Annotated in this window: 36 protein-coding genes and 1 pseudogene; 15 read left to right on the top strand and 22 right to left on the bottom strand. The window is 61.8% G+C overall.

Features of this window, described 5'->3' with window-relative positions; all coding sequences use genetic code 11:
* Positions 1–28 precede the first annotated feature (28 nt).
* The 15 genes from HU230_RS12585 (at position 29) to HU230_RS12515 (ending at position 4,824) form a co-directional block, all read left to right on the top strand.
* Positions 29–229: a hypothetical protein gene (locus tag HU230_RS12585; protein WP_176531392.1), complete on the top strand. Its 201-nt coding sequence runs from the start codon at positions 29–31 to the stop codon at positions 227–229.
* A complete protein-coding gene (locus HU230_RS12580; protein ID WP_176531393.1) occupies positions 226–645 on the top strand; it encodes a hypothetical protein in 420 nt (139 codons plus the stop codon). Before HU230_RS12585 ends, HU230_RS12580 begins: the two co-directional genes overlap by 4 nt.
* Complete coding sequence (locus HU230_RS12575; protein WP_176531394.1) at positions 645–1,466, top strand: exonuclease; 822 nt, start codon at positions 645–647, stop codon at positions 1,464–1,466. Before HU230_RS12580 ends, HU230_RS12575 begins: the two co-directional genes overlap by 1 nt.
* Positions 1,463–1,675 (top strand): hypothetical protein, encoded by a 213-nt coding sequence (locus tag HU230_RS12570; RefSeq protein ID WP_176531395.1) that lies wholly within the window; start codon positions 1,463–1,465, stop codon positions 1,673–1,675. The genes HU230_RS12575 and HU230_RS12570 overlap by 4 nt, the downstream gene beginning before the upstream one ends.
* Entirely contained in the window at positions 1,672–1,899 is a 228-nt protein-coding gene (locus HU230_RS12565; RefSeq protein WP_176531396.1) for a hypothetical protein, read from the top strand. Before HU230_RS12570 ends, HU230_RS12565 begins: the two co-directional genes overlap by 4 nt.
* A complete protein-coding gene (locus HU230_RS12560) occupies positions 1,899–2,510 on the top strand; it encodes a DUF3310 domain-containing protein (protein ID WP_224943241.1) in 612 nt (203 codons plus the stop codon). Before HU230_RS12565 ends, HU230_RS12560 begins: the two co-directional genes overlap by 1 nt.
* Entirely contained in the window at positions 2,500–2,763 is a 264-nt protein-coding gene (locus HU230_RS12555) for a hypothetical protein (protein WP_176531397.1), read from the top strand. Before HU230_RS12560 ends, HU230_RS12555 begins: the two co-directional genes overlap by 11 nt.
* Before the next feature lie 114 nt (positions 2,764–2,877).
* Positions 2,878–3,081, top strand: a complete 204-nt coding sequence (locus tag HU230_RS12550) for a hypothetical protein (RefSeq protein WP_176531398.1) — start codon at positions 2,878–2,880, stop codon at positions 3,079–3,081.
* A complete protein-coding gene (locus HU230_RS12545) occupies positions 3,081–3,287 on the top strand; it encodes a hypothetical protein (protein WP_176531399.1) in 207 nt (68 codons plus the stop codon). Before HU230_RS12550 ends, HU230_RS12545 begins: the two co-directional genes overlap by 1 nt.
* On the top strand, positions 3,271–3,456 hold the full coding sequence (locus HU230_RS12540; RefSeq protein ID WP_176531400.1) for a hypothetical protein: 186 nt from the start codon (positions 3,271–3,273) through the stop codon (positions 3,454–3,456). The genes HU230_RS12545 and HU230_RS12540 overlap by 17 nt, the downstream gene beginning before the upstream one ends.
* Before the next feature lie 92 nt (positions 3,457–3,548).
* Positions 3,549–3,905 (top strand): GNAT family N-acetyltransferase, encoded by a 357-nt coding sequence (locus tag HU230_RS12535; RefSeq protein WP_210284235.1) that lies wholly within the window; start codon positions 3,549–3,551, stop codon positions 3,903–3,905.
* Positions 3,892–4,062 carry a hypothetical protein gene (locus HU230_RS12530; RefSeq protein ID WP_176531402.1) on the top strand — a complete coding sequence of 57 codons (171 nt, stop codon included), beginning with the start codon at positions 3,892–3,894 and terminating at the stop codon, positions 4,060–4,062. The genes HU230_RS12535 and HU230_RS12530 overlap by 14 nt, the downstream gene beginning before the upstream one ends.
* Positions 4,059–4,298, top strand: coding sequence for a hypothetical protein (locus tag HU230_RS12525; protein ID WP_176531403.1), 240 nt, complete (start codon positions 4,059–4,061; stop codon positions 4,296–4,298). The genes HU230_RS12530 and HU230_RS12525 overlap by 4 nt, the downstream gene beginning before the upstream one ends.
* Positions 4,295–4,474, top strand: coding sequence for a hypothetical protein (locus tag HU230_RS12520; RefSeq protein ID WP_176531404.1), 180 nt, complete (start codon positions 4,295–4,297; stop codon positions 4,472–4,474). Before HU230_RS12525 ends, HU230_RS12520 begins: the two co-directional genes overlap by 4 nt.
* Positions 4,471–4,824, top strand: coding sequence for a hypothetical protein (locus tag HU230_RS12515; RefSeq protein WP_176531405.1), 354 nt, complete (start codon positions 4,471–4,473; stop codon positions 4,822–4,824). The genes HU230_RS12520 and HU230_RS12515 overlap by 4 nt, the downstream gene beginning before the upstream one ends.
* Positions 4,825–4,874: 50 nt before the next feature.
* On the opposite strand, the gene HU230_RS12510 is transcribed toward HU230_RS12515, so the two are convergent.
* The 22 genes and pseudogenes from HU230_RS12510 to HU230_RS12400 form a co-directional block, all read right to left on the bottom strand.
* On the bottom strand, positions 4,875–5,075 hold the full coding sequence (locus HU230_RS12510; RefSeq protein WP_176531406.1) for a hypothetical protein: 201 nt from the start codon (positions 5,073–5,075) through the stop codon (positions 4,875–4,877).
* A complete protein-coding gene (locus tag HU230_RS12505; RefSeq protein ID WP_176531407.1) occupies positions 5,075–5,410 on the bottom strand; it encodes a hypothetical protein in 336 nt (111 codons plus the stop codon). The genes HU230_RS12510 and HU230_RS12505 overlap by 1 nt, the downstream gene beginning before the upstream one ends.
* 299 nt (positions 5,411–5,709) lie before the next feature.
* Entirely contained in the window at positions 5,710–6,174 is a 465-nt protein-coding gene (locus tag HU230_RS12500) for a hypothetical protein (protein WP_176531408.1), read from the bottom strand.
* Complete coding sequence (locus HU230_RS12495; protein WP_176531409.1) at positions 6,174–6,752, bottom strand: lysozyme; 579 nt, start codon at positions 6,750–6,752, stop codon at positions 6,174–6,176. The genes HU230_RS12500 and HU230_RS12495 overlap by 1 nt, the downstream gene beginning before the upstream one ends.
* Positions 6,742–6,975: a DUF7940 domain-containing protein gene (locus tag HU230_RS12490; RefSeq protein ID WP_176531410.1), complete on the bottom strand. Its 234-nt coding sequence runs from the start codon at positions 6,973–6,975 to the stop codon at positions 6,742–6,744. The genes HU230_RS12495 and HU230_RS12490 overlap by 11 nt, the downstream gene beginning before the upstream one ends.
* Before the next feature lie 8 nt (positions 6,976–6,983).
* The gene (locus tag HU230_RS12485) at positions 6,984–7,403 is read right to left on the bottom strand and encodes an XkdW family protein (RefSeq protein ID WP_176531411.1); all 420 of its coding nucleotides are present in this window, start codon (positions 7,401–7,403) and stop codon (positions 6,984–6,986) included.
* A complete protein-coding gene (locus HU230_RS12480; RefSeq protein WP_176528442.1) occupies positions 7,403–8,806 on the bottom strand; it encodes a C1q-like domain-containing protein in 1,404 nt (467 codons plus the stop codon). Before HU230_RS12480 ends, HU230_RS12485 begins: the two co-directional genes overlap by 1 nt.
* Before the next feature lie 6 nt (positions 8,807–8,812).
* On the bottom strand, positions 8,813–9,448 hold the full coding sequence (locus HU230_RS12475) for a phage adaptor protein (protein WP_420840858.1): 636 nt from the start codon (positions 9,446–9,448) through the stop codon (positions 8,813–8,815).
* 14 nt (positions 9,449–9,462) lie between these two features.
* Positions 9,463–9,771: a hypothetical protein gene (locus HU230_RS12470; RefSeq protein ID WP_176531413.1), complete on the bottom strand. Its 309-nt coding sequence runs from the start codon at positions 9,769–9,771 to the stop codon at positions 9,463–9,465.
* A 145-nt stretch (positions 9,772–9,916) separates the two neighbouring features.
* Positions 9,917–10,825 carry an SU10 major capsid protein gene (locus HU230_RS12465; RefSeq protein WP_176531414.1) on the bottom strand — a complete coding sequence of 303 codons (909 nt, stop codon included), beginning with the start codon at positions 10,823–10,825 and terminating at the stop codon, positions 9,917–9,919.
* Positions 10,826–10,855: 30 nt separating this feature from the next.
* Entirely contained in the window at positions 10,856–11,875 is a 1,020-nt protein-coding gene (locus HU230_RS12460) for a hypothetical protein (RefSeq protein WP_176531415.1), read from the bottom strand.
* A gap of 57 nt (positions 11,876–11,932) precedes the next feature.
* Positions 11,933–12,235: a hypothetical protein gene (locus tag HU230_RS12455; RefSeq protein ID WP_176531416.1), complete on the bottom strand. Its 303-nt coding sequence runs from the start codon at positions 12,233–12,235 to the stop codon at positions 11,933–11,935.
* A 661-nt stretch (positions 12,236–12,896) separates the two neighbouring features.
* Positions 12,897–14,914, bottom strand: a pseudogene (locus HU230_RS12445) (portal protein).
* Between the two features lie 17 nt (positions 14,915–14,931).
* Positions 14,932–15,435, bottom strand: coding sequence for an endonuclease VII domain-containing protein (locus HU230_RS12440; RefSeq protein ID WP_176531418.1), 504 nt, complete (start codon positions 15,433–15,435; stop codon positions 14,932–14,934).
* The gene (locus HU230_RS12435; protein WP_176531419.1) at positions 15,398–17,023 is read right to left on the bottom strand and encodes a terminase large subunit; all 1,626 of its coding nucleotides are present in this window, start codon (positions 17,021–17,023) and stop codon (positions 15,398–15,400) included. Before HU230_RS12435 ends, HU230_RS12440 begins: the two co-directional genes overlap by 38 nt.
* Positions 17,013–17,534 (bottom strand): hypothetical protein, encoded by a 522-nt coding sequence (locus HU230_RS12430; RefSeq protein ID WP_176531420.1) that lies wholly within the window; start codon positions 17,532–17,534, stop codon positions 17,013–17,015. Before HU230_RS12430 ends, HU230_RS12435 begins: the two co-directional genes overlap by 11 nt.
* Positions 17,534–20,242: a hypothetical protein gene (locus HU230_RS12425; protein ID WP_176531421.1), complete on the bottom strand. Its 2,709-nt coding sequence runs from the start codon at positions 20,240–20,242 to the stop codon at positions 17,534–17,536. The genes HU230_RS12430 and HU230_RS12425 overlap by 1 nt, the downstream gene beginning before the upstream one ends.
* Entirely contained in the window at positions 20,243–21,622 is a 1,380-nt protein-coding gene (locus tag HU230_RS12420; protein WP_176531422.1) for a hypothetical protein, read from the bottom strand. It abuts the gene before it with no gap.
* On the bottom strand, positions 21,622–22,611 hold the full coding sequence (locus HU230_RS12415; RefSeq protein ID WP_176531423.1) for a hypothetical protein: 990 nt from the start codon (positions 22,609–22,611) through the stop codon (positions 21,622–21,624). Before HU230_RS12415 ends, HU230_RS12420 begins: the two co-directional genes overlap by 1 nt.
* Positions 22,550–22,951: a hypothetical protein gene (locus HU230_RS12410; protein ID WP_176531424.1), complete on the bottom strand. Its 402-nt coding sequence runs from the start codon at positions 22,949–22,951 to the stop codon at positions 22,550–22,552. Before HU230_RS12410 ends, HU230_RS12415 begins: the two co-directional genes overlap by 62 nt.
* Positions 22,941–23,111, bottom strand: coding sequence for a hypothetical protein (locus tag HU230_RS12405; protein WP_176531425.1), 171 nt, complete (start codon positions 23,109–23,111; stop codon positions 22,941–22,943). Before HU230_RS12405 ends, HU230_RS12410 begins: the two co-directional genes overlap by 11 nt.
* A complete protein-coding gene (locus HU230_RS12400) occupies positions 23,111–24,730 on the bottom strand; it encodes a hypothetical protein (RefSeq protein WP_176531426.1) in 1,620 nt (539 codons plus the stop codon). Before HU230_RS12400 ends, HU230_RS12405 begins: the two co-directional genes overlap by 1 nt.
* Between the last annotated feature and the right edge of the window lie 34 nt (positions 24,731–24,764).

Here is a 24,764-nt window from a genome sequence, read left to right as displayed (position 1 = left end):
CCCAGTATCCACCCCAGTGGAAGCCCGAATGCAAGAGCTGCTCGCCCTCGTGGTCCGCGCACCACAACGCGTCAAGAGCGACTACGTTAGGGCTAATGCCGAAATCGTAGCGATGGCCGCTTCACTCCAACTAATCACCACCCGGGTCTCCAAGGGCACCTACGCACAAGCGTGGCGCATCACGACCAAGGGCCTGACGTTCTTCCAACAACAGAGAGACACCCAATGAAGCTGTACATGGCTGAACTAAACACTGTCGCTCTCGACACCGCCCTTGAGACGCTCTTCAAGGCCGAGGGCCGCGACGACGCCAAGCGCGTCTACGAGCTGCTCAACAACGCGATGACCAATACCTGGAACGCAGCGAACGCTGGCGTCGAGGCTGCGCGCGAAGCTGCTCTGACGGAAGCCAAGGAGAACTTCGAACTGGCGCTGCAGCAGCAGAGCCGTGAGGCCGCCGAGACCATCCGCGCCGCCGAGAAGATTGGCTACGAGAAGGGCCACGCCGCAGCGATGTTCGCTCAGGCGGCCGAGCGGCTGAACAACGAAGCCGCCGAGCTGAGCCCCGCGCTCACCGAGCAGGCCAAGCGGGAAGCGACCGGCCCGGACTTCGAACTGGTCGAAGCCGTGAGTGACCTCGTCTAATGGCGAAGAAGGTCCTACTGATCGACGGTGATCAGTTCCTCTTCACAGCCTGCATCGCCGTCGAACAGGAAGTGCGCTGGGATGACCAGAACCACGTCCTGTACTCCAACGCCGTAGAAGCCCGTCGTAACCTCGACGGGATGCTGGAGCGCATCTTCACGCGCTTCAATACCAAGGAACACGTGCTCTGCTTCACAGCGGGCACGAACTTCCGCTTCGGCATCGACAGCACCTACAAGAACAACCGCGCAGGGCAACGCAAGCCCCTGTGCTACGCGCAGCTCAGGGAGGACGTGGAGGCGTCATACCGCTGCACTGCTATGGACACCTTAGAGGCCGACGACGTCATGGGCATCCTCGCCACGCGTCCACAGCCGGGTGTGCAGGCAATCATCGTCTCGCAGGACAAGGACATGAAGACCATCCCCACGACCATCTGGGATGGCAAGGATGTCGTCGTGCAGACGGAGGCCGATGCCGACCGCTTCCATATGTATCAGACGCTGATCGGAGACACGGCTGACGGTTACCCGGGTTGTCCGGGGATTGGCGACGTGGCGGCCACGGCGCTCTTGGACGCCCCGAGTACTTGGGTTGCTTACGAGCACACCATGAAGTCCGGAGCCCGCAAGGGCGAGGTCGAGACCCGCTACAAGACGGAGCCCACGGACAGCGTCTGGAAGGCTGTCGTCTCCTGCTACGAGCGCGCTGGCCTCACCGAGGAAGACGCACTGCGTCAGGCGCGGCTCGCCCGCATCCTGCGCTGGTCCGATTGGGACAGCGTCAACAAGAAGCCCCTGCTCTGGAGCCCGCAACGATGAAGTACAATTGTGATGCTTGGGCCGACAGGCGCAAGCGCAAGAAGGCTGAGCGCCGCGCGTATCTTGGGAGCTGGCATCCGAAGTTCGCGTGGTTTCCTATCAAGCTCAAGCACGGCGACTGCCGCTGGCTGGAAACCGTCGATTGCAAGCGCACCGTAAGCAGCACTTGGAGCGGGGACTCCATTAGCTGGAACTACCGCGCGCGATGATCACCACAGCGTTCGTCCTGCAGTCTCTCGCTTCCCTCACCACCATCACCGGCATGTGGCTCTACGGCTCCAAGAGCCTCTGGGGTCCACGTGTCGGCCTGATCGGTCAGGTGTTCTGGTGGAGCATCATGTTCCAGTCAGGCCTCTGGGGCCTCCTGCCCGTCAACATCGCAATGTTCGTGATCCACGGACGTGCCTACCTCAAATGGAGAAAAGACGCCTGATGATTTATCAGAACGCCTACGAGCGCGACCTGTACAACTCACAGAAGAGCCAAGGCTCCGAGGATGCCTTCGACGTCTGCAACGATCCTGATCTGACAATCATCAAGGCCAGCCCGCAGAAGACCAAGTTCGACGACGGCGACATCGTGAAGTGCACCACGCCCGGTCTGAAGGGCGGCGGCTATCGTACGGGTGGTCATTACACCGTGAAGGACACCTACCGCAGCGGCGACGGCGAGCGCATCCATACGGTGACCGACAGCAACGGGAGCACGACCAACGGCTGGAGCGTGAAGCACTTCGAACTGGTGGCGTCAGTGAGAGCCCAGCGTCACCGAAAGGAGATGGAAGCCAAGGCACAGAAGGCGACGTCCACGGCGGTCCTAGGCACCCAGGTTGGCGGCGATCACTACACCCGCCAGAAGATCCAGCCCATCGAATACGTCTGGGCCAATGACCTTGGGTTCTCCGAGGGCAACATCGTGAAGTACGCGACACGCTGGAAGTACAAGGGAGGCATCAAGGACCTTGAGAAGCTCGTGCACCACGGCAAGCTGCTGATCGAGGAAGCTCGCAGGCAGGAAGCGAACGGCGTGAAGTATGGCCTGTAAGGCTCACAAGGACCAACACGGGACGACCTTCATCATCCCCGAGGCGAAGCCGGGCAAGACACCGGGCGGCCGAGTGCTGCCCGGGAGTGCTGAGGTGGTTGCTTGGTGGGCTCAGGACTTCAAGGGCCGCCTCAACGAGACGCTGATCATCAAGCAAGAGAACAGCCCGGACAAGTCGGACGTGATCGAGCTGACGCTCGCGCAAGCGTACGACCTTCATCATGCTCTGGGCTGCGCGATCCTCGCACCGTGAGCGACGCCCTCACCAAGGGCATCTCCGACATCCTGACATTCAACTGCGGTCGCAGGCCCCTCCTCACAGAGCAGGGCGTCATCGCGCTCGTGCTCAACCGATTTGAGGACACCTATGATCTTCCAAGCATTCCCGAAGCTCTCGCGCCTGTCGCGCGGATGCACGGACACCATCGACAACGTCATGCAGGCTCTGGGACGCAACGGCTCCATCGCTGTGCCGGGCTTCAAGAACCCCGAGGGCATCGTGATCTGGCACTCGGCCTCCCGCGTGTCCTTCAAGAAGACCTTTGACGACAACCACAAGGAAGCAGCCTGATGGTCTACGTGATCATGGATACCCGCGACGGAGCCCTGCTCTCTTCGCACGCCTCGCCCGTGATGCCTGCGCTATACCAGAAGCGTGGTGTCGCACGGCGGGCGATGAACGAGCGCTGCCGCTTCGCCCTGAAGCACAAGGTGATCTGCCAAGCACGCATCGTCATCGACAAGCCCGTGGAGGATTCCAATGGCGCGCTCGACTAACATCTACGTCGTGGTGCCCAAGGGCTGCATGACGCCTATAGCGGCTTTCACGGTGAAGCCCGACCTGCGGCGCTACCTAGGTGGCTGTGCCAACGTGCGCGTATGGCACATCACGGACGGCTTCACCGTGCGCAAGGTCACCGAGATCACCCACGAGTTCGACTTCTGACCTACCGCATCAAGCGTGTAGACGGGACAAGGGAGAAAGCCGCAGAGACCGTAAAGCACATGCACTGGCTCACCTTCGGAGACAGCGCCCCCATGATCGACCCCGCTGTGGGTTATTGGTGGCTCCTGTATCACGAGGATGCGCCCGCGCGTGCTGTCGGCTTCTGCGGCCTATCGAAGTCCCCCTACTCCAAGAACTTTGGCTATCTCAAGCGCTCTGGAGTTGCTCTTGAGCACCGAGGGAGCGGCCTGCAGCTGCGAATGATCCGAGTGCGTGAAGCGCACGCCAAGAAGCTGGGGTGGTCCTACGTCATCACCGACACCACGGATAACCCAGCGTCATCCAACACGCTCATTCGCGCAGGCTACAAACTCTTCACACCCCGGCATCCTTGGGGACCCTATGCAACCACGCTCTACTGGAAGCGGACCATCAATGGACAAAGATGAAGTCGCCAGCGGCATCGAGCGCTGCGCCCGCAGCCTGCACTTGCTCGTGACCGAGCTGAGCGCCGCAGGCCGGATGGATCACGAGAAGGCCATGCGCCTCGCGCTGATCGGCAGTGATCTGTTCCTCTACGCATGGCAAGTTAGGAAGGCTCAATGAACCAGCAAGACATCGACACGTTCCTCGCGCAGCTCTCGCCGCCTCAGGAGACCGTGGTGCACCTGAGGGAGGCCGTAGGCGTCCTGAAGGGTATCAAGGCGATACTGCTGGAGCTGGTGGAGCGTGGGGACGCAGGCACAGGCGGCACTGGGGTAGTAGGCCCTCCGCTGGCTGACCTAGTACAGCACATACCCTTCGAAAAAGCCCAGACGTACAAACAACGGAAACCCAAATGAGCACCATCATCGCACTCCTGTTCATCGTCGCCGCGTGGCTTGTCGGCATCGCCGCTTGGGTCACCCACGTGATCTTCTGCATCAAGACGGCCTCCTACGTGTTCCTGATCGCGGGCGCGCTCGTGGCTCCGGTCGGCATCATCCACGGCATCGGCCTGTGGTTCGGCGCGTGGTGAGCCGCGTCGAGGTTTACGCCCGCGTCAATCGGGAGCGGCTGCTGGGCACTATGGAGCGCTGGAGCGCGCATCGTGACGCGACCCACTACAGGGCTCTGACCTACCCGGGCTTCCCTGAGGTGATCAGCATGAACCCGGGCGCTATCAACCGCGTCAGCGTCGAGACCGTGACGTTCGAGCGTGTGACGAAGGTGTCCGAGGACGGCTGGGAGGCCAAGGTGGTCGTGGTGACCGACGCGCCGCTGAGCGCACTAGGGCGCCTCAGGGACTTCCGGCCTGCGTTCGACTATCGGACGTACGACTGTGGGGCTTACCCGCGCGCGTACTACTACGACGGCGTCCGCTGCTAATCAAAAAAAACCTACAGTTGCCCTCACGGGTTTCTGTAGGTTTTTTTCGTTCATTCCTGGATGACGTCGGCGAGAGACGCCACGCGCGCCTCGGACAGCTCAACGAGCCAAGAGTTGGCGGGGTTGAGCCGCAGCTCTTCCAGCCTGGCCGTCTCGGCGTCGTGCTCGTCCTGCAGCGGGTGCCTCTCGTCACGCACTGGCGTGACGCTGGCAACCTCAGCGTCGAACGAGGCCTTGGGAGCGCGGGCCATTACTTGGGCGCGTTCGCGAGGGCCGCAGCGATGCTCTCGGCCACTGAGGGCTGCGAGGGCGGCGCGGACAGGAAGGTGGGAAGCGCAGGCGTTGCCGGGGCCGGAGCCACGCTGAAGGCCACGGGAGCCTCCACGGGAGCCGGGGTCGCTGGGTAGTCCTGCGGTGCCGCCGAGCGCGCGAGCGTCTGGGTGGCCGCGATAACGCGCTGTGTGAGGGCGTCGATGACGGACTGGTCGAGCACTGCGGCGCGGGCCGAAGCCAGCGCGGTGACGTGTTGAGCCACGTCGTATTCGAGCAGCGTCAGGGAGTTCTCAAGGTCCTTGGTTATGATCATGGTTTCTTTCGGAGGGATATGAGTTTCAGCGTGATCTGGAGCGCCAGCCACGCGATGCCGAGGCCCGTGAGGACGAGCTGCCCGGCTGAGTTGATCTGGGGAATCCACGGGCTCACGCAGGCCAGTGCGGCCACAGCGTTCGTTACGTGGCCTGAGGTGTCCTCGGTCGGGATCATTTCCAGTTGACCCGGAGGCTTTCGTACCAAGCGTAGAAGCGTGAGCCGCACTTGGCGTTCACGGCGAGCCGGAAGCGGTCAATCTTCCACAGGCTCTCCACCTCGGCCTGCGTGAGGTCTCGGTCAGGGATTTGCGCGGCGTCTCGGAAACAGGCCTGAATGTCGGCTGGGGGCCGGGGCAGCTGGGAGGGCTTCGTCTGTTCGGACGGCCCGCACGCGGCGAGCAGCATCGCGGCTGAGGCAAGCACCAGCGTTCGGAGGAGTGTCAAGGGAGAGGCTTTCGAGTTTCTTGAGGGTCTGGGCGTTCGCCAGCGAGACCTGGTTGTCCATAGACGTGATTAGCGATAGCGTGGCGATGCGGCTTGTGAGCGTCTTGATCTGCTCAGCCTTCTCTTCGTCCAAGCGGCGCTTGTAGCCACCAAGGTCCGCGTGCTGATAGGTCAGCGCTGCGACCACGAGGACGACAGCCGCAACGGCGGCCTTCCAGTTCTTGGCAAACCAAGCGAAGGCTCCGAGCGCGATGACGCCGAGGAGGACGGCGAGGATCAGGAGCCAGTGTGCTCCGATGTATGAGATTGCAGTGAACATCAGGACATCAACCAATTCCAGACGCGCACGTACCACGGCGTGGGTGCCACTACGGTCTTCGGGAGTTCAGGGGCAGCGGGAGCTGCCGTGGGCAGCTTGAGGTCTTTGATGCCGCGCAGGCAGTCTGCACGCTCTTTGACGCGTCGGTCGTAGAGGCCCTGCACGAACTTGCCGCCTGCGTGTGACCACGCGAGCATGGCATCGCACGAGCCGAAGGGATCGCCGGCGTTCAGCTTCTTGACGACCGTCGAGTGGCAGAAGGCCTTCTCGCCAATGTTGTATGTCAGGGAGCCGTACGCAGCCAGCGTGCGCTCAGAGACGGGCACGGTGATACACGCCGCAGCGGAGCGTAGGTAGCGCGGCATCTTCTTCTGGAGCTTCTCGACGCACTGAGCCTTGGTGTACGTGTCGCCCACCTTGACGCCCTCGGTCTCGCCGTAGCAGACCGTAGGAATGTTGTAGGCCAGCTTGTCGGGCTTCGCAGTGAGCCACAGGCCCTCGTAGGGCATGACCATGCTGCAACACAGGACGACGGCACCAGCGGTGACGCCAACCTTGTGGGAGGTCTTAAGAGCCATTGGACACCTCGCGATTATTCTGGAGAGCGAAGCGCGCAATGGCGGCGGCGACGACCGTGAGGAACGACAGCACAGCGAAGAGATGCTTCGGCATACCGTCACTGAAGAGAGGAAGGATCACCTCGGACCCCGAGAGCGCTGCAGAGAGCAGCATCAATCGGACGGACCAAGAGTGTTTGAGCACCCACCGCCAATCGGCGATCAGGCGCTGCTTGAGGGTCATGGGGCTCCTTAGAGCTTGGCGGCCTGCACGAAGAGTGCGTCGATCTGAGCCGCAGTGAGATTGAGGGCCGCGCCGAGCGAGAGGATCATCGGGTCGTTGCGGTCGAACTGCGCGGCGTAGTTCCACGTGATCAGTGTCGCTCCGCCCGCAGCGTTGACTGCGGCGGTGACTTGATCGAGCAGGCCAGCCCCGAGCAGCGCGAGGCGCGCTTGGAGCGGCGTGACGGTCTGGGGGACTGCCTGCGCAGCTAAGAGTGTATCGGTATCGACCGCTTCAATTGCAGCCTGTGTGGGCTGCGTGATGTCGGTTCGATTCCAAGCGGAAATCTTTGGTCCCGTTCCGTCGTTGACGACAGTGAAGTCTTCACGCGGATTGAGAGAGGGCTGTATACTAAGCAGAGCCGTTACGAAATATTCAGGATGGTACATTATGAACCTGCTCGCCAGCCTTGGAAGTGTGTCGTAGATGGGGCGCCTACCAATGTGGTGGTGGCAGCAGGGAGATAGAGATAGGCTTCTACGTAGTCCGTAGTGCCGTTCATTGGTATGACTGCAGTCACCGTATTGATGTTTGGCCCGTTAGACGCAGTGTACGTACCAACCTTCACCTTCGTACCGTTCTTGTAAAGCTCGGCCTGACAGCTTTCGCCCCCAGTGCCCGTTACAGAGTTGACGCTCAGCGTGAACACATACGAGCCCGCCACGAGGGGCGTGTATTTGCCAGTAGCAAGGCTGAACCAGCTCTCGTTGTTGACGTTAGCCGTAGTCCACGTGATCTTGTTATCGGCGCTCGCAGTAAGCCCTGTTTGGTTAGTGCCGTTGCGGTCAACTTCAAACAGGCCGTTCTTGAGCGCGACGTTCGAGCTGTTCATCTTAAGGCCCGGGTCGAGCCCGATAGCGCCAGTGACACCGCCGACAGACGACACGCCTGCAGCGGAAACCGCGGATGTAACGAACGCCGTGGTGGCGATCTGCGTGGTGTTGGTGCCTGCCGTGGCCGTTGGGGCCGCTGGTACACCTGTGAACGTCGGGGACGCCAGCGCAGCGCGCGAGGTGTCCGTGGGATGCACATGGTCTTCCCGGGCGTACTTCGCCGAGGTGCCAACTGCAGCCGTGCCGTCGATGATCGGGGCCGCAGCTGCAGGCACAGGCAGCGCCGACGACACGAATGCGGTCGTAGCGAGCTGCGTGGTGTTCGTGCCTACGGTAGCCGTGGGTGCAGTCGGAACGCCTGAGAACCCAGGGGATGCCAAGGGAGCCTTGAGCGCCAGAGAGGAGTTGACGGTGCCTAGGAGCGTCGTGTCCGCGTTGGTGTACGCCGTCGTCAGCGTGCCACTGAGCGCTGTGTCAGCGTTCTGGTAGGCCGTGGTGAGCGAGGTGCTCAGCGCCGTGTCCGCCGAAGCGCGCAGCGCCGCCTCAGCTGCGACTGCAGCCGTGGAGAACGCCGTGGTGGCGATCTGCGTGGTGTTGGTGCCCGGGGCGGCTGTGGGAGCCGTGGGGATGCCTGAGAACCCCGGGGAGACTAGGAAGGTCGTGAGCGCCAGCTGCGCGGCGGTCGCGCTTGCGGCGGCTGCAGCGGCTGAGGCGTTGATCTGGTCAACGACGGTCGTGGCGTAGACGATGTCGGTGTAGACGGTCCCGTGCTCATAGAACGAGCTGGAGGGCGAGCCCCCGGGACCCTGAAGGTCGTCGGCCACAGCGTATGCCGTGTCGTCGGGAGTGCTCGTGCTCACCGAGGTGACAACACCGTCCTTCTCATAGAATGAGCTGGAGCTGCTGCCCGCGTTCGTGTCGCCGGAAGCGATCACCGTATAGACAGTGTCGTCAGTCATGTTGGGTTACCAATCGGTATAGGAGGCTGCGATGGTGTTCGATACCTGGGCCGCGCCAGTCAGCTCGTCGCTCATGGCCTGCCCGTTGAGGTCGTCCACGATCTGCTTGAAGCGCGCTTCGAAGTCGGACTGCCGCTTGTCGAGGAAGTACGCGGCGGCATACGAGAGCGCGCCGTAGACGATGCAGTCAGGCGCGATGTCCCCTAGGACGTTGGTGTCCGTGGGAGCGCTCAGGGGCTGGAAGGTCGCGTAGTAGTCCATGCGGATCACGGAGCCCGTGGTGGGCATTGGCGCGATCAGAAACTTGGAGCCCCGGCGCGTGTAAGCGCGGGCACCGCATGACGTGTTGTCGTTGAGAATCCTGAGAACCTCAGGCAGCGAGACGCGCGTGAGTTCTGTCACGTTCAGCGGGTCGGTCTCGTCGGTGATCGCAATGAGCTGCAGGAGGTCCCCGGGCACTGCGAGGCCCGAGGTGTACAGGTTGCCGATGGTCGCCGTGATGGACTTCTCCATCGAAGGAACACGCAAGCCCCGTTGGATTCTGAGGATGCTCTGCTGCAGAAAGCTGGTCGTCAGTGCGGGCGTAAGGTCACGCCTGTTGAGCAAGCCCGTAAACTGAGCTTGGATATCCCCATAGGTCATTTGAGGCCCTTAGATCAAATCTGTTTGTCGGAGGTAATGAAGGCGTCGAGGCCGACAACCTTGAGCATCCGAATGGTTTCGCGCACGGGCTCGCGGTAGACGTCGTAGCCAGAGCGCTTGAGGTCTTCGACGACGCTCACGGGGATCGAACACATGTGGAGGAAATCTCCGGCCGGTCGCCGCGCCGAATCCATCTTCTCGCGCTTGAGAGCAGCGACGAAGTCATCGGGAATGTGTTGTGTGTGGACGAAGCCGAGCTTGTCGCTCATAGGGTCGTCGTGGAAGGTAACGCGTGTGTCGTGGATGACGGTGTCTTGCGACATTGGTCTTTCTAAGCTGAGTGTCGGCGTTCGCTGACAGTGCGGAATGTCGTTGAATGGCGACATCAATAGGAAACGCTACGGACCTCAAGGTTTCCCAAGAGGCCCGCAGGACGTATTCGACGCGCGCACGCGCCGAGGGTAGAGATTAGAAGCCCGAGGAGACCTGCTCCACGACGATGCCCGAGCCCAAGTAGTTCTTGTGCTTCAGGGAGAACTCACCGAGCAGCATCATCTTGGTGCTGTCGCCGGTCTTCGCGAGCGTCTCACGGCTCCACGGACGCAGAGTCGCCTTCTTCCACATGTCGGGTTCGTACACCAAGGTGTTGCCAGCGCGCAGGAAGCGGTTGATCACGACCTTGGTCTCGCCGAACGGAGAGACGTAAAGGTTCACGACGTTGACCAGCGTGGTGGTCTTCGATTCCGCACCGGAGATGGTCCGGTAACGGCCAGCGGCCGAAGCGAACGCAGCCACGACCAGCGAGTTCGCCGGAGTGACCTGAATGATGCTGGGATCAGCACCCGAGGTGTAGACGGCCTGCAAGTTGGTGAGCAGCTTGGCCTCGGTGATCGGGGTCACAGCACCCATGTAGGTGATGTTCGCAGCGCCGATCTGCAGCTGGTAGCCAGCCAGCGTGGCAGCGGTCACCGCGTTGCCCGCCGAAGCCGACTGCGCGGTGCCGACGTAGGCGTTCTCGAGGTCGCGCTTCAGCGCAGCCGCTGACTTCGCCATCTGGTAGGCCATTTCCTTCGCGCGGCCGTACTTCGACACGCGGTCCAGCGTGCCCGAGACCTGAACGGCTTCGGTCATGATCTGGGTGCGGTTGTTGCGCATCACGGTCGGCACAGCGGCGATGAAGGTCGCGTCCGCGCCTTCGACCTGCTGGTTCGCAGCGACGTTGCGCAGCGAGTCTTCCTGCCACTGGAACAGGGTATTGTCTACGCTCTCAGAGCCGATGGAGGTCTGGAACGGCGTCTTGGTCGGCGAGATGTTCGAGATGATGTCGGAGATGTCTTCCTTGATGCCGACAGTCTGGAAAGTCTGGTAGGTAGCCATAGTAGCTTGTAGTTCTTTCGATCTGAGTGGTTACTTGTCCGCGAAGCTCGCGAGGAACGCGTCACCAGCGGCGTCCATTGAACCAGATCGCTTGAGGGTCTTGAGTGCGTTCTGCTGTTCTACGGTGCCCTTGGTCGGGCGTGCGGCGATGGAGCTTGAAGTCTTCACAATCTTGGCGGGGGTCTTGTTGACGGCCTTGGTCGTGACGACCTTGGCCGCGCCGCGCTTGAACAGCATCGCCATGTGCATCATCTTGATAGCGACAGGGTCAACGAGCTTGTTCACGGCGTCCTGCGACAGACCCATCTGAACGCCGAACGAACGCACGTCGTCGTACGTCTTGTCGTTCCAGTTCTTGATGTAGACAGGGTTCGGCGCTTCGGCGGTGGGCTCAGTGCGCAGCGCTTTGATGCAGGCCTTCGCGCTTTCGGCGCGCTCTGCGTTCTGACGCGTCTGCACTTCAGCCATGAACGTGTTGAGGCTCTGGCCGAGGAACGTCTCGTCATCCAACGCTCGCTGGGCTTCAGCGCGCAGCGCGGAGGCTGCTTCAGCTGAGATGTTGGGGTCCTTGGAGACCGCCATCCAGTCGATGTTGCGATACGGGTTCGCCTTCTCGGTCGCACGGCCCAACAGCACGCTCAGCGATGTGACGTACTTGTTCTGCTCAGTCTCCGCCGCCTTGCGGGCGTTGGCGACTTCGGTGGACTTTTGGGTGAGAGACGCTTCCTGACCGAACAGGCGCTTGAGGTCCTTTACGGAAACCTCCTTCTCCTCTTCACCTACCTTGATCTTAACGAACTGACCGTCGTCAGCTACGTACTTCTTCTCGGTGGTGTCGGCAGTAGTCGTCTCAGTGTCTTCATCACCAGACTGATCGTCGTCACCGTTATCATCTAGACTGTCGTCGGAATCATCGGTATCGCTGGCATCGTCTTGTGTATCATCGTCTCCTTCGGCTTCCGGCGATGGCTTCTTCTTGGAAGCGTCGTCTTCAGGGTCGGCGAAGGACTTTAGGAAATCAGAGGCGCCGTCGTTGTCCGGGGACAGCATGTCGGCGAAGTCGTTAGAGTCGTTAGCAACGTCCGATTGGATAGTTGGCATTGGCAGTTAGAGGCTTTCGTCGGGGGAAATGTCGTGCACGGACGGATCATCTTCGTCTGGTCCGGTATCAACGACAGGGGTAATGAGGATCGCGTAGTCGTTCGCGAAGCGCTCGATGTGGGAGGTGAATGCGCGGGAGCCCTGAAGCATCGCGTAGATGCGTTCGCGCTCGACGGCGTCGTCAGGCTTGGTGCCAAGGACGTCCACGGCGATCTGTTGCTCGAACAGTGCGTTGAGGTCCTTGAACTCTGGTGAGGCTAGGAGAGCGGTTGAGAACTCCCCTAGCCTCCGGATCATTTCGGCGTTCACTTGCTGTGCAGATAAGTCATAAACTTCTGGATCAAGTCGGGTCCTGAGGCTTCTTGGGCCTTTGAGGCCGCTTGTGGATCGAGGAAGTCACCAGTGATCGGATCACGCTGCAGCGCTGTGTTTCGCTGGAAGAACGGCATGGTGCTGCCGCTGTCGCTCAGGGACGCGGAGGCGTTCCGAATACGATTGCCTAGCCCATAGGGAGCTGGAGCAGCCTGAGGTGTGACACCGGAATAGCCAGCGAGTGGAGCGCCACCTACGGACGTCGGTCCAGCTGGGCTGTTCGCGGCGGCGTCGATAGCGTTGTAGCCACCATCGGACACCTGAGGTGCCGTGGGTTGGCCGATCGTTCCTGGTCCCACGGTGGTCGGCGGTGGGAGTGGAGATGGAGCCGCTGAGGCTTGCGCAGGAGCTGCTTGAGGCGGGATTAGGCCTGCAGGCAGTGGCGCAGCAGTCTGCGGTAGCGTGGCGGGGCCGAAGAGTGCATCGGGTCCCTGAGGCTGCGCCGACGCGGACTTAGCCGCGCCGTACGCTTTCACAAGAGCGGACAGGTCGCCCGGAGAACTATCCGGACGCCCGTCGCCCCACGTGCCAATCCCGAACGGGCCGGGCATCGGCGGAATGAGTTTACCGAGCACGCCTGTGAGGTTTGAGAAGTCCATTATGGCCTTGGGTTGGGGTTGGCAGCTGCGGAGATTTTCTGCGCCTGCTCGGCGATACGTTCCTCCAGAGCCATCTGTTCGTGTGCGATGTCGATGCGCGCAGCAGTCTCAAGGTCCTGACGGTTATGCGTCCGGTCCTTGTCCATCGCGTTCATCTGCAGCTCGTGATTGGCGTTATCCAACCGCTGGCTGTCGAGTGCGATAGTCTTGGCCTGCTTCGCTTGGTTAGCCGTCGAGGATGCAACAGCGGCGTCCGCCATCTTCTCCTTGATGTCCAACTCACGCGTCTTCATCGGGTCAGGCTGCACAGGCGGTGCCTTGTCCGGAGACGTGATGTACGCAGGCGCTCGGTTGAGGCCCTTGAGCTTCATCCAGTCGCGGATCATCTCGTACTTGTTCTGCGGGCTGAACATGTTCTGCAGCGCAGGGTCCTTGCCCATGAACTGGTAGGCCTCGCCGAGCGTGTCGGCGGCCTTGTCCTTCTCGCCGTAGCCGAGGTGCATGGACACGGTGCACGTGGTGCGCTCCGTCCAGCTCTTCGGGTCCACTTGGATGGGACCGCCAGAGACTTCGATGATCTTCTCGGGGCCTCGTTGATGATGGCGAGGCGGATGACCTCGATCATCAGCGGCACCACGAAGTTGTTCGCGAAGTGTCGTGCGCTGATCTTGCCACGCTGGCCCGACAGGCTGACCATCTGGTCGATGAGGCCCTTGGAGTTCTGCGTGGAGATGGCGTCCTTGTTCATGCCCTGTGAGACAGAGCTGATGCCCGTGGACTGTTCCTTGTCTTCCTTGAGCAAGCCGAGCGTCTGGAACACGAATGGGTTCAGGCTCGTCTGCGGCAGCGGAGTGACGCTGTCCGGACGCCGCACGTTCACGAGGCCGCCTAGGCGGTTCTCAAGCATCTCGCGCGGGTTCAGAAGACCGCCGTTGACGACTTGCCAACGCGGGTTGTTGGTGATGGCGGTGTGGTCGAGGATGCCTCGCACCAGCACGGTGCGCGCGTTCTGCACGGGGATCACCCGGGCGGCGAAGTTGTTGCCGTAGAACACGTGCGGGACCGGGAGCGGCGTGTAGCAGAGGAACGGAGCCCTATCGACCTCTTCCCTGCTCAGCAGGACGTTGCCCACGCGGCAGATGCGATAGAGGCGCACGCCCTTGGACTTGTCGATCTGCATACGGACGTACTCTTCGTAGAGCATCATCTGCCGCATCTCTTCTTGCACCGGCTCCTGGGTCAGGTTGTTATCGACCGGCGCGTTGCGGGCCATCGACTCCTGCGTCTGGTTCGACGGGTCAGCTTCGTCGCTGATAATCGTCGTGACCTTCTTCTTGTCGAAGCCCATCTCGATCAACTCGGCGCGCGTCTTCGGCGTCCGATGTGCAACGTAGGGAGCCTTGGCGATGCTGACGGCGCGGGGCGCGATCAGGAACTCGTCAGGCGGCACGTTGTCGATGGTGACCTGTGAGCAGTCGAGCTTGCGGGTCAGGGAGCCTGAGTAGGTCTCGTCACCGTTGTGTGATCCATCGAACTCGTGCACGTCGTCCTGCGCGGCCAACGCTTGCGCGTCGTCGTGCGGCAGTGCCTCGAATGTCTCTTCTTTGTAGTCAGCCCGCTTTTCCCAATAGACCTTCGCGATGCCGTTGCGGGCCATTAGGCCGTCGTGGATCACGTTGGTGAAGATGTTGAAGCCGGGGTTCTGCTGATAGATGATGTAGGACGCGTAGAGCGAGGCCTTGCGGCACTCCTCGACGGACATATCTTGGTCGGGGTCAAACTGCGCGATGCTGTCGCCGCCTGAGAACGTCTCGGCCACTTGGGCCTTCGCCATCTCTACAGCGTCATACACGTCGGTCGAAACGTAGCTGGACGAGCCTTCGTGCTGACGCGCCGGGAGCACGCCGTTGTAATATTTCGTCACACGCTCGCGCTCTCGGGAGAGCTTCGAATCAAGCCAGCCCACACTTTCAGTGCTTACAGCGAGGACGCGCGTGACGATGTCCTCGTCTGACATAGTCGTGGGTTTGGACATTATTTTCCTAAGTAGGTGATAGCTCTCGCGAGCGTGTCAGTGTTGTCACGGGCGTGGCCCAACATGAGGTTGCAGTGCTGGCAGAGGATGCCTCGCACTAAGCCTGAGCTGTGGCAGTGATCAGTGTGCCAATCGCCGCGACCACCGGGGACTTCGGCGGCACAGATGGCGCAAACGAAGCCTTGCACTTCGAGCAGGGCGTCGCGCTCTTGCAGCGTTATTCCGTAGTTCTGTCGAAGCTTCCCATCCCGCTCCTTAACGGGATTGTCGCGACGCCATGTCTTCAGATATTCTGCTTTCGCTTCACGCCGCTCAACACTGGTTAGGTTTGCGTCGTAGTAAGCTTTGTTAGTCACTGCCTTTCTAGCTTTACGCTCAGGCTTCGCATCGAACTTGCGCCACTGCGCGCGGCGGTGTTCCAGTTTCTGCTCAGGTGTAAAGTTGGAAAGGTCGGCGCGCTGTCTACTAGATTGCGTTGGTGTAGTGCTCTTGAGAGACTTCAACAGGCTTCCATTTGCCGTCGTGCACATACGCAGCGATAGCCATCGAGAGCACACAGTCGTCGTGCTCGCCCTCCTCGGCCTGCATTTTCCCGCTCTCTGTGACGATGAACGTCAGCATCTCGCGGAGTGTTTGAAGGTCGTTGATTTCGATGTCTCTATCGCGGTCGTAGGCGCGCAGCTGATCTATGATGAGTGGCTTGGTGCGCTCACTCGTGAAGAAGCCAAGAGAGATGCTATCTCTTTGGGCCTCTAACGTGCCCTCAGGCACCTCGGTGTAGATGTAGGGATACTCAAGGTCACGCAGCTTCACACACGTCACGAGCCCATGATTATTCCGCTCTGGTGCGACGAGCGCTGAGTTGTAATGGTAACCCAACGTCATGAGCACTTTCGCGAAGTAGTCGGGATGCACGATGCCTCGCCATACCGCGACTTGCCGAAGGTCACCGTCGAGGACTTGGGCGACCGAGGGGTCACTGTCCTTGCGCACGGAGGCTGAGGCACGTAGGCCCATGCCCACGTCTGCGCCGATGACGTAGTTCTGCGATGGATCGAGGTCGTGGTAGACGAACAGCTCGCCGAGCGGATGCTCTTTGAGGACGCCGATGGGAGACCCGGGAACGTCTTCGACCGCCATGCGCTTGATGGGCGTCACGGGGTTGGAAATACGCTCGTTCAAGTAGTCTGGGTTGAACACAGGACGGCCCGTAGATAGGAAGGCTTCGTCGGGTGTTGCGGGGTACTCCTGTTTGAACAGCGCTGCGCCGTTCAGTGCAATCTTCCGCCGTCGCCAGAACAGCTGATCGTTGCTGTTGAGGAGCGGCGCGAACTGCACCATCATCTTCTCTTCCTCGGGCGTGCGTACGAAGTCTGCCGGGGCAGGCTCGCGATACTCGTCGCTCTCAAACCACGGAGAGAAGAACTGCTCGTAGCCGTTGTGCGTCGGGGCGTTGGGATCAGCGCCAACCCACATCTCACGGAATTTGCCCGTCATGCCGTTGGCGGTGCTTTCGAGGAAGCAGGCCGTACCTGGTTCTTCGGGGATCGCCTGCACGAGGCCGTTGAAGTTGTTGTTGGCGAACGCTACGGGCCAGAAGGCCACCTCGGACAGATGCGCCGTGGTCAGCGTTTCGCCGCGAGCGACACCGCGCCCGCCTGCAGTCGCGACACGTAGACCTGTGTCGAGAATGTCGAATTGCATTTCGCCGCGAGAGCTGTACTTCGCGTGCGGACGGAGCCGAGCGGGACAGTTGTCGTGGACGCGCTTGTACATATCGAACAGCGTGATCGTGCTGTCCGTTTCGTGTGCCATCACGAGACCCTTCTGGGCCTTGCGTTGTGATAGCCACCAGTACTGCCAAGCGGTGATAACGGTAGAGAGGCCCTGCTGGCGCGCCTTGAGTACGACGAAGCGTACCTTGCCAGTCGTCTGCTGTTGCTTGACGATGGCTTTCAGAAATCGCTTCTGCACGCGGTTCAGAACGAGAGGGACAATCGTGCCCTTCTTCGTTCTGATCTTGACACAATGTCGCGAGTAGAATTCGAAGTCAGTTAGGAGGCGTGCGCGTACTTCGTTCTCAGTCGCCACGCGCCATGTCGGCCTGAGCCGCAGCAAGCCAGTCTTCGGCCTTCTCGACCGTGACCTTCGATTTGCTCTCGGGCTTCGCGCGCGTCCACTCCAACACGGTGCGGATGTTCGCGGTCTGAATCTTCTGATCGCCCGGAGCGACAGCGAGTGTGAAGGCTTCGCGCAGTGCGCGGGTTGCCATCTCCTCGTCGGAGCCGGGGACGGTGACGGCCGGGATGTCTCCCTCGTCTTCCAACATCTTGATGAATCTCTCTGCTAGTTGTTCTGCCTTCGCCCACTTCTTCTGGGCTTCAGCCTTGCGCATTCCATCGGGAACGCGCGTTCGTGTGTACTTCTGCGGGTTTAGCTTGCGCTCTGCCTTGTTCCGCTCGTTCACCAAACGCATCTTCTCGCGGTACTCTGGGTCTTGCCAGCGTAGGCGCACGGCTGCAGCGACGTTGGGCTTCTTGATACCCGAGGGTCCTCGCGGAGAGGTCTTCCTCTTCTTCTTAGGGACCCTCGGGTCGGTCATTACTTACTCCAGAGTGAGTTGACGAAGCTGCTGTCGAGCCGCTTGTGCACCTTGGTGCGCAACTCGGGTGACATGAAGCTCGCGTAGTAGTGGATTGCCTTGCTGGCGATGTCGCCGCGCCGGATGTGGTGCAGCTGCTCCAGCAACGCCTGCAGCGCAGGAGTGTCGTCTGGGCTATGGGAGGACTGAGACAGTTCCTGCAGCGTGCGCTCGCGCTTGACGCGGTCGCGGATCACGCCGTCCATGTAGGCCTCAGGCAGCTCGACGGCGTCGGGCTTTGCGCGGAGCTGGTGCTCTGCGAATTGCTCGTGCGTCATGCCCTTGCCGAACAGCTCGTGATCCTGAAGGGGCACGTAGTCGCCCGTGTACTTCGGGCCACTGTTGGCGTGCTCGTGGCTCGTCTTGGTGATCTCTCCCGTTGCCGGGTCGAACGCCTCGTCGGCCGCCAAGCTGTCAGGCACCCGCGACTTCTCGACGGGCTTCTCTTTCTCCTTCACTTCGCCGCCAGCCTTCTTGGTGATCTTCTCGGCCACAGCGCTCTTGGCGCGGAGGGTGTCGAGGAGCGCCGAGATGGCTGCGCTGTTCGGAGGAGCTGCGGGCGCGGGCTCTGCCGGTCCCGTGGGGGTCGCGGGAGCCGTGGGTGCTGCGGGCGGCGCTGCGGATGCAGGCGTCGGCTCCACAGGAGCAGGAGCCTCAGGGGCTTGCTCAGGCGGTGCAGCGCGCAGGCGGCGCAAGGCATCCGCGTTTCCGAGGAGGACCTTGGCGCGCTTGCCAAGCTCCGGATTGCTCAATGCGTTGAGGCCGCCCTGCTCGTTGATGACGTGGCTGTTAGAGGCTTCCTCTTCGGCCTGCTGTTGACCAGCGACCTTTCGGCGGGCAGCTGCCATTAGCAGTGCGCCCTTCACCTGTTCGTTCAGTCCATTCACGTCCAACTTAGGAGCCTCAGGCGCGGCCGGGAGGCCATCCTTTAGCTTCTGCTTCAACATAGCCAGCGCAACGGGATTGAACTGAGGCTGTGCTTGCGCGGCTTGCGCCGCAGCCTGCTGTGCTGCGACGTTGCGTCGAGCAGCAGCCATGCGAAGGGCTCCTTGAACCTGAGTGTTCATCTGCTGCGGCGTCGGCGGCGCTGGGGGCGCAGGCGGCACCGGACCCCACGGCGCGGCCGGGGGAGACGGAGGTGGGACCTGAGGGACTGATGTGGGCGGCGGTGCCGGGGCTGCGGGAGCCTGCGGCTGCGGTGCGCCTGTCGGAGGCGCGGGGTTGTTGGTCGAGAACTTGTCTACGAACTTGTTCGCGGGGCTGCGGTTGCCGCTGAGCGCGTCGATGCCGCGCATGGCACCGTATGCAGTGCCCAGAGCAGCGAGGGTCTCCGGGGAGTACGCGAATAGCGAGGCGGCGTGTCCGCCACCCGTCGCAGCGCCTAGCGCAGCCGAGGCACCAGCGCCAATCGGGTTGGCGTAGGCGCGGATGTGCTTCGCAATGGCGTTAGTGATACCTCCAGTGAAGTTGCCTGCGGTGAAGTCGCCTTCTCCCTTAAGCATTGCTCCAACGTGAGCCTGTCGCGCAAGTGCGGCCACGTCCGGCGTCGAGTTCGTCTCCAGCTCATTGAGGTCAGCGTCCGATAGTTCGCGGCCCTTCGCGGCCCGCCTGATGGCTTTGTCTGCCTCGGGTGTCGAGGGACCAGCGGCTTTCGCGGCTTTCGCGGCGGCCTTTAGGTCGGTGATGGTGTCTTCGTGGGCCTGTCGGACGGCGTTGTAGCCTTCCTTCGTGTTACCCAGGTTCGCGCCATCTGCGGCGTCACGCACCTTGTTGGCGAATGCTTCCGTGGCCTGCGCGTTGTCACCGCCGAACTTGGCGTAGCGCTTCGCGGCCGAGGCGTTCGCGGCCATCTTGGGCAGCGCGAAGCCGCCCCCGAGGATGCCGTTGGTGACGCCCGCGTTGGCGACCTCGTCACCGTTGACCTGAACGCCGCCCGGGGTGCCGAGCGTTGCGCCGACCTGACCGATAGCGTTCTGTGCAGCGCCTGACGCGCCTTCGACGCCCGTGGTGACAGCGGCCTGTCCGACCGACTGCGCTACGCCCTTCCCGCCCACGGCGGCAATCTTGCCAGCTCCGGGGAGGAAGCGCGATACGCCTATCATCTGCGGAATCGACTGCGCGGCGACCGTGAGGCCTGCGCGCGTCTTGTCTTCCGCGTTCGGTTCGGCGTTGGAGTCACCAGTGCGCGTGGCGGCGTCGGACTTCGCAGTGTCGCCGAGCGCGTTGAGCGCGAACGGGAGCGCGCCAGCCGCGAGGCCGACGAGCGGATGCACCTTCGCGCCAATCTTGGCAGCTGCGATGCTCTCAGCCATCTGCGGCGCGTTCTCTGCGAGCGCCTGCGGCACGTTCTTCCAGTTGTAGGAAGTCGGGTCGTACCAGTGTCCGCCCTCGGGGAGAACCGGAGCAGACTTGTAATCCTTAGGTGCCACCTTCTGTGCGGCGGCTTCCAGTCCGGACGTGTCGACACCCGCGTAGGTCTTGAGTGTCTCTGCGGGGCCGTGCAGCAATCCAGCGAGGCCTTCCTTCAGGCCAGCTACGACCCCGGACGGCTTCTCCGCCGGAAGAGACTTTGCAATCTCGTCAACGGTAGAGTTCTGTTCGTCCGGGGACAGCTTGAGAAAGCTATCGTCCACCGTAACGCTGTGACCATTTACGGTGAGCGATGCCATTTAGTTGATGCTCCAAGTGATGCCGGTCTTCGTCTTGCTGACCGGGCCGGGCGTTGAGGGTCGAGCGGGAGCTGCGGCGGGCGCTGCCTTGTCGGCGGCGTCCATCTCAGCCTTGCGTTCTGCGTACTTCTTCGCCTGCTGCGTGTTGAAGTTGTCGTCCAGCATCTTGCCGCCCTTGGTGTATTCGATGCGCGCGTCGTTGCGCTCGATGGCGGTCTTGTGCAGCTTCTCGTAGATGTCGAGGATGCGCTGGTTGGCTTCGGGCGACTTGCTGAGACCCACGTTCGCGTCCTTCAAGAACACGAGGTCCTTGTCTGACAGCGAGCCCGGCATTCCGCCGTTGAGCGTGCGGCTCTCCTGCACCATCTTGTTGATCAGTGCCTGAGCGACCTGCGTGTTCTCAACGCCGTCGAGGTTCATCCCGAATGCGCTGTTCGCGAAGTTCTTCATCTTCGCCACGGTATCGCCGTTCGAGCCCTGATAGACATTCGGGTCCGAGAGCGCCGCGCGTAGCGTGTCAACGTTGGCGAGCGAGCTGCGTGCCTTGTCGGCGTCGGCAGCGATGGAGGTGTTGAGGTCCGAGAACTTCTTCGCCTGATCGGTGTCGTAGGCGTCTTGCGCCGGGTCCTTTGGCTTCTGCGCTTGGAAGGTCGTAACCTGTCCGGTCTTGTTGTGGATGCGCAAGCCGATGCCCGTCTGCGGGTCGATGGGGCCGAGCGAGTACGAGCCCGTGTCCTTCAGCGGGGGGTTCGCTGCAGCGAGACCTGCCTTGGTGGCGTCCGGATCATCGCGCAGCAATGCGGCTGCGGTCATGAGGTGCTGCCGCCAGTCGTACGGCTGGTCCTGCGGCCCTGCGGCACCGCGCGCGGCACCAGGAACGAGGATGCCCGGGCCGAGCTGCGCACGCGCACTGAGCGCAGGCGCGTCGTCTGTATTGTCTGCCACGGGGGCTCCAGTGTTTGCGTAAGATAGTGCGCCCTGTGGCTCGCCGAGGGCCTTGTTGAACTTGGCGACGTAGCCAGAGCCCGTGGTGCCGAGGCTATCGCGCTTGTTCGCGCCGGTAGACTGAGGGCCACCTGTGAACCACGCGGACGCGGCGTCTTGAGGGTTGCCGTACTTGCTCACGTAGCCGCCGAAGCGGTGCTTGAAGACGGCTTCCTGCGCGTCAGGGTCGTTGAGGAACTGATTGGCGTCGAGACGCTTGCCGAGGGCCGCTTGGGTCCACTCGGGAAGGTTCTCTTCCATCACCTGATACTTGCCGAGCGCGCGCCGTCCATTCGGATTGGGCGTTATTGCGCCGTACGGGCTGCTCTCGCCTCCACTCTCGATGGAAGCGATAGCGTTGCCCCAGCGCGGATCGTATTCGGGGAAGCCCTGCATTAGAAGAACGACGACAGTGCGCCGCCCACCTTGCCAATGTCATCCACAAGCGAAGGGTTGCTGGTCGTGGTGCTCTGGCCGGTCGTGGTGCCCGAGGTCTGTGAGCCCCAATTCTGGCCGCCGATAATCTGCATGAGCTGCTGCAGGCTCGCGTACGGCGAAGACACCTGAGACTGATACTGCTGGAGCTGGTTCGTCAGGTCCGCCTGATTGGCCGCCTGCTGTCCTGCGCCACCCGCGACTGCCGTGTTGTTCAGGGCCGTCTGGTTTGCGATGGACGAGTTGTTCGCGTTCACTCCCGAGTTCACCGAGCTGTTGCCGATGGTGCCCGCGCTGTTGAGTGCGCCGAGGGTTGATGCGTTGTTGTTCGCGGCCTGCGTCTGCGCGAGCGTGAGCCCGTTCTGGAAGGCCTGCGAGCGAAGCGATGCGCCGAGGTTCGCGGACTGCTCTGCGAGGCCACGCTGGACTAGACCGTCCGCAATGCCCGTGCGCGAGGAGTTGGTGTTGCCGCCCAGCGCTGCGTTCTGCTCGATGCCCGGCATGGTGACGTCACGCGCAGTCTGCGTTGCATTTAGCATCGCGTTGTTGACTTGCGAGTTGATGTCCTGCCCGTTCACGTAGGAGTTCGCGGCGTCTACGATCCCCGAGGCGCTGTTGAGCTTCGTGGGATCGAACGCGGCGAGGCCCGAGAGAGCGCCCGTTGCGCCAGCGGTGCCAGCGGTGTTGAGCGCTGCGCCTGCGGCGGCGTTGGAATTGGGGACCGCCATGTTGCCGCCCTGCTGCACCATCGAGTTGAAGGTCGCGAGCTGATCGGGCGTGTAACCGGCAGTGAAATTGGTGGGAGCCTGCGCTTGGCTCGACTGGTTGTAGGCGGTCTGCGCGTTACCGAATGCGTCCGTGAGCGCGCCGGCCTGAGGAGCCCACGGATTAACGGTGGAATTGTTCGTCCCGGACGAGCTGGTGTCCTTGGACGAGCTGAACATTGACATTGGAGGTTGGTGCTTCCGTTAGAACGTGAATGAAGAGACGGCGGGTTTCACCGTTTTCGCATTTGACTGTCTGGAGAAACCTGAAGCCAAAGCGTGTGACGAAGCGTTCCCACTTGTCGTCGTCCACTTCGCCGAGCGCGAATAGCGGAGCTGTCACGCACTGCCGCAGCAGCGTCCAATGCGCGATGAACCTCTTGAACACCGAAGGCGTCCAGCGGGTGAAGCGTAGATGCAGGAGCAGGAACGTGTCCTGCCCCCGCCGAAAGTCTTCGATGTGTATCGCGTACTCGTCGGTGCCCAACACTTCGTGCGCAGCGGCACGAGCGAAATCACCAGCCATGCGAGACTTGCTTGGCGTCCATCTGCTTGATCACAGCAATCGCCGCCGCGAGTGATGCGGAGACGCGCTGGAGTTCTGCAGTCATGTAGCGCTGCTCAGAGCCCGGTAGCTGCGGAAACTCTTGCGGCTTGTACGGGGTGAGTGTGTCACTGATTGCCATTAGCGTTCGCCTGTTGCGTCGAGTTCGTAGTCGATGCCTGTGAGGGTGAAGGCCGCGTAGTCGGCGTAGGAAATCTTCATGCCGAGCGCCCTGCCCGCGCTGCGATAGTCGAGCTTGTAGAGAGCCTGTCCATCGTAGGTCTGCGTGGTGTCGTAGATGATCGGGCCGCCGAAGTAGTCACAGGAGCCCATAGTGAAGACCAAGGGCTGCGCGGTGAGTTCGAGGCGCGCCTGAGGATAGAGCGCGATCACCGACTTGTAGCCACGGAGGTCAACTCCGATGCCGTCGAGGTCGATGCCGTCCTTCTCCAGCTGGAGCGGCCGAGTGGCGTTGGTGTCCACGGGAAACACGACGCTGGAGCCCGGGCCGTAGAGGTCGAACGCGTAGAGGCTTGCCGTGAGATTGTTGGGAGCCCAAGTGCTGCCCACGTAGCAGAGCGTGCGCTTGAAGCCGTCGTCCTGATCCGCGTAGGTGCTGCCGATAGAGGCGTACGTCTCGGTCACGGTCGCGTAAGTCAGCGTGGTGTCGAGGTTCGCGTTGTCGGCGGCGTACACCATCGGGAGGTCATCGAACGTCCACGTAGGCGATGCGTTGCCGTAGTTGTAGACGGCCTGCCTGTTGCAGCCCTGGTTCTGATCGGTGAACGATACGCCGCGATCAGCGGACACGTAACAGAAGTGCACTTCCTTCAGCTTCACATTGTGAGCAACGAAGCAGCGGTTCGCCTTCGACAGGTTGAGGTTCTGGAAGATAAAGTCGCGCACCGTGCCGTTGCACAGTGACGTCTCCGAATAGCCGTCGTGCGTCCAGATGTCGTCGGGGCCGAACACGAGATGCTTGCCGTCGATCTGGACGGAGCAGTTAGCGTTCAGCGCACCTTTCTTGAATGGCAGCTGTCGGTAGTTGTAGATTTGCGTCGAGCCGTCTGGCGTCATCAGCCACGTTTCGTTCAAGCCGTAGATGGCGAGAGCGTTGCCGAAGTTGTTGGCGTCGATGATCTGCCCCTGCATGTCAGCAAGGATGTTCTCGGTAGCGAGCGTGTTGGGGAGGGTTTGGTCCCACGACACCGGAACAGTGCCAGAGAGTGGGATGCTTGACGTCTTCACCATCGTGGGGAAAGTGACGCCAGCTTTCGTGACATTGAGCGCTACGAGAGCTCCGCCACACGTGCGCAGCAGTTGTGCGCGCCACGTTGAAGACCAGTTCGCCAGCGCTTGGAAGCGGCTGTCGGTGGGTCCGAAAGACCACGGCACACGATCAGCGCGATTGCTGTAGACCACGCCTCCGAGGGAGCAGGACGTGTGTGTGACTTCCGTCGCAGCGGGCGTGAAGCCTGTGATCGAGTAGTCGGTCTCAGCACCATTCTGCCAGCGCTTGAGTTCGCCGGTCAGGTAGTTGATGAAGATGAAGTCGAGGCCGCTCGCCGGGTTCGAGGAGAACACGTAGCGCGGCGAGCCGCTGAGGTTGCCCACGTTTCGGAAGACCGGAGCGCGGGAAACCTTGCCGTTGCGGAAGCGTACGTTGACGCCGAAGGACCACGCCTCTTTCGGGAGGTCGTAAGGGTCCATGTCCGTGATGATGCCGTACTTGGCAAGCTCACGGACGGGGATAATAGCCATGGGGTTCCTAGGACTACCTAGGTGACCCTAACGG

It is taken from the genome of Bradyrhizobium quebecense (assembly GCF_013373795.3).
In the GTDB taxonomy this organism is placed as follows: domain Bacteria; phylum Pseudomonadota; class Alphaproteobacteria; order Rhizobiales; family Xanthobacteraceae; genus Bradyrhizobium; species Bradyrhizobium quebecense.
The sequence above is the reverse complement of the archived record's forward strand: the minus strand, read 5'-3'. Positions and strand labels throughout refer to the sequence as shown.

Coding starts and splice junctions, on each gene's coding strand:
- HU230_RS12485 (WP_176531411.1), bottom strand. CDS start 7,403: ATGTACCATCCTGAATATTTCGTAACGGCTCTGCTTAGTATACAGCCC.
- HU230_RS12490 (WP_176531410.1), bottom strand. CDS start 6,975: ATGACCCTCAAGCAGCGCCTGATCGCCGATTGGCGGTGGGTGCTCAAA.
- HU230_RS12400 (WP_176531426.1), bottom strand. CDS start 24,730: ATGGCTATTATCCCCGTCCGTGAGCTTGCCAAGTACGGCATCATCACG.
- HU230_RS12495 (WP_176531409.1), bottom strand. CDS start 6,752: ATGGCTCTTAAGACCTCCCACAAGGTTGGCGTCACCGCTGGTGCCGTC.
- HU230_RS12555 (WP_176531397.1), top strand. CDS start 2,500: ATGGCCTGTAAGGCTCACAAGGACCAACACGGGACGACCTTCATCATC.
- HU230_RS12535 (WP_210284235.1), top strand. CDS start 3,549: ATGATCGACCCCGCTGTGGGTTATTGGTGGCTCCTGTATCACGAGGAT.
- HU230_RS12560 (WP_224943241.1), top strand. CDS start 1,899: ATGATTTATCAGAACGCCTACGAGCGCGACCTGTACAACTCACAGAAG.
- HU230_RS12505 (WP_176531407.1), bottom strand. CDS start 5,410: ATGATCATAACCAAGGACCTTGAGAACTCCCTGACGCTGCTCGAATAC.
- HU230_RS12520 (WP_176531404.1), top strand. CDS start 4,295: ATGAGCACCATCATCGCACTCCTGTTCATCGTCGCCGCGTGGCTTGTC.
- HU230_RS12565 (WP_176531396.1), top strand. CDS start 1,672: ATGATCACCACAGCGTTCGTCCTGCAGTCTCTCGCTTCCCTCACCACC.
- HU230_RS12410 (WP_176531424.1), bottom strand. CDS start 22,951: ATGGCTGGTGATTTCGCTCGTGCCGCTGCGCACGAAGTGTTGGGCACC.
- HU230_RS12475 (WP_420840858.1), bottom strand. CDS start 9,448: ATGACCTATGGGGATATCCAAGCTCAGTTTACGGGCTTGCTCAACAGG.
- HU230_RS12425 (WP_176531421.1), bottom strand. CDS start 20,242: ATGGCATCGCTCACCGTAAATGGTCACAGCGTTACGGTGGACGATAGC.
- HU230_RS12460 (WP_176531415.1), bottom strand. CDS start 11,875: ATGCTGTCCCCGGACAACGACGGCGCCTCTGATTTCCTAAAGTCCTTC.
- HU230_RS12470 (WP_176531413.1), bottom strand. CDS start 9,771: ATGTCGCAAGACACCGTCATCCACGACACACGCGTTACCTTCCACGAC.
- HU230_RS12575 (WP_176531394.1), top strand. CDS start 645: ATGGCGAAGAAGGTCCTACTGATCGACGGTGATCAGTTCCTCTTCACA.
- HU230_RS12500 (WP_176531408.1), bottom strand. CDS start 6,174: ATGTTCACTGCAATCTCATACATCGGAGCACACTGGCTCCTGATCCTC.
- HU230_RS12545 (WP_176531399.1), top strand. CDS start 3,081: ATGGTCTACGTGATCATGGATACCCGCGACGGAGCCCTGCTCTCTTCG.
- HU230_RS12415 (WP_176531423.1), bottom strand. CDS start 22,611: ATGTCAATGTTCAGCTCGTCCAAGGACACCAGCTCGTCCGGGACGAAC.
- HU230_RS12585 (WP_176531392.1), top strand. CDS start 29: ATGCAAGAGCTGCTCGCCCTCGTGGTCCGCGCACCACAACGCGTCAAG.
- HU230_RS12480 (WP_176528442.1), bottom strand. CDS start 8,806: ATGACTGACGACACTGTCTATACGGTGATCGCTTCCGGCGACACGAAC.
- HU230_RS12420 (WP_176531422.1), bottom strand. CDS start 21,622: ATGCAGGGCTTCCCCGAATACGATCCGCGCTGGGGCAACGCTATCGCT.
- HU230_RS12525 (WP_176531403.1), top strand. CDS start 4,059: ATGAACCAGCAAGACATCGACACGTTCCTCGCGCAGCTCTCGCCGCCT.
- HU230_RS12540 (WP_176531400.1), top strand. CDS start 3,271: ATGGCGCGCTCGACTAACATCTACGTCGTGGTGCCCAAGGGCTGCATG.
- HU230_RS12510 (WP_176531406.1), bottom strand. CDS start 5,075: ATGGCCCGCGCTCCCAAGGCCTCGTTCGACGCTGAGGTTGCCAGCGTC.
- HU230_RS12570 (WP_176531395.1), top strand. CDS start 1,463: ATGAAGTACAATTGTGATGCTTGGGCCGACAGGCGCAAGCGCAAGAAG.
- HU230_RS12405 (WP_176531425.1), bottom strand. CDS start 23,111: ATGGCAATCAGTGACACACTCACCCCGTACAAGCCGCAAGAGTTTCCG.
- HU230_RS12465 (WP_176531414.1), bottom strand. CDS start 10,825: ATGGCTACCTACCAGACTTTCCAGACTGTCGGCATCAAGGAAGACATC.
- HU230_RS12580 (WP_176531393.1), top strand. CDS start 226: ATGAAGCTGTACATGGCTGAACTAAACACTGTCGCTCTCGACACCGCC.
- HU230_RS12430 (WP_176531420.1), bottom strand. CDS start 17,534: ATGACCGACCCGAGGGTCCCTAAGAAGAAGAGGAAGACCTCTCCGCGA.
- HU230_RS12550 (WP_176531398.1), top strand. CDS start 2,878: ATGATCTTCCAAGCATTCCCGAAGCTCTCGCGCCTGTCGCGCGGATGC.
- HU230_RS12530 (WP_176531402.1), top strand. CDS start 3,892: ATGGACAAAGATGAAGTCGCCAGCGGCATCGAGCGCTGCGCCCGCAGC.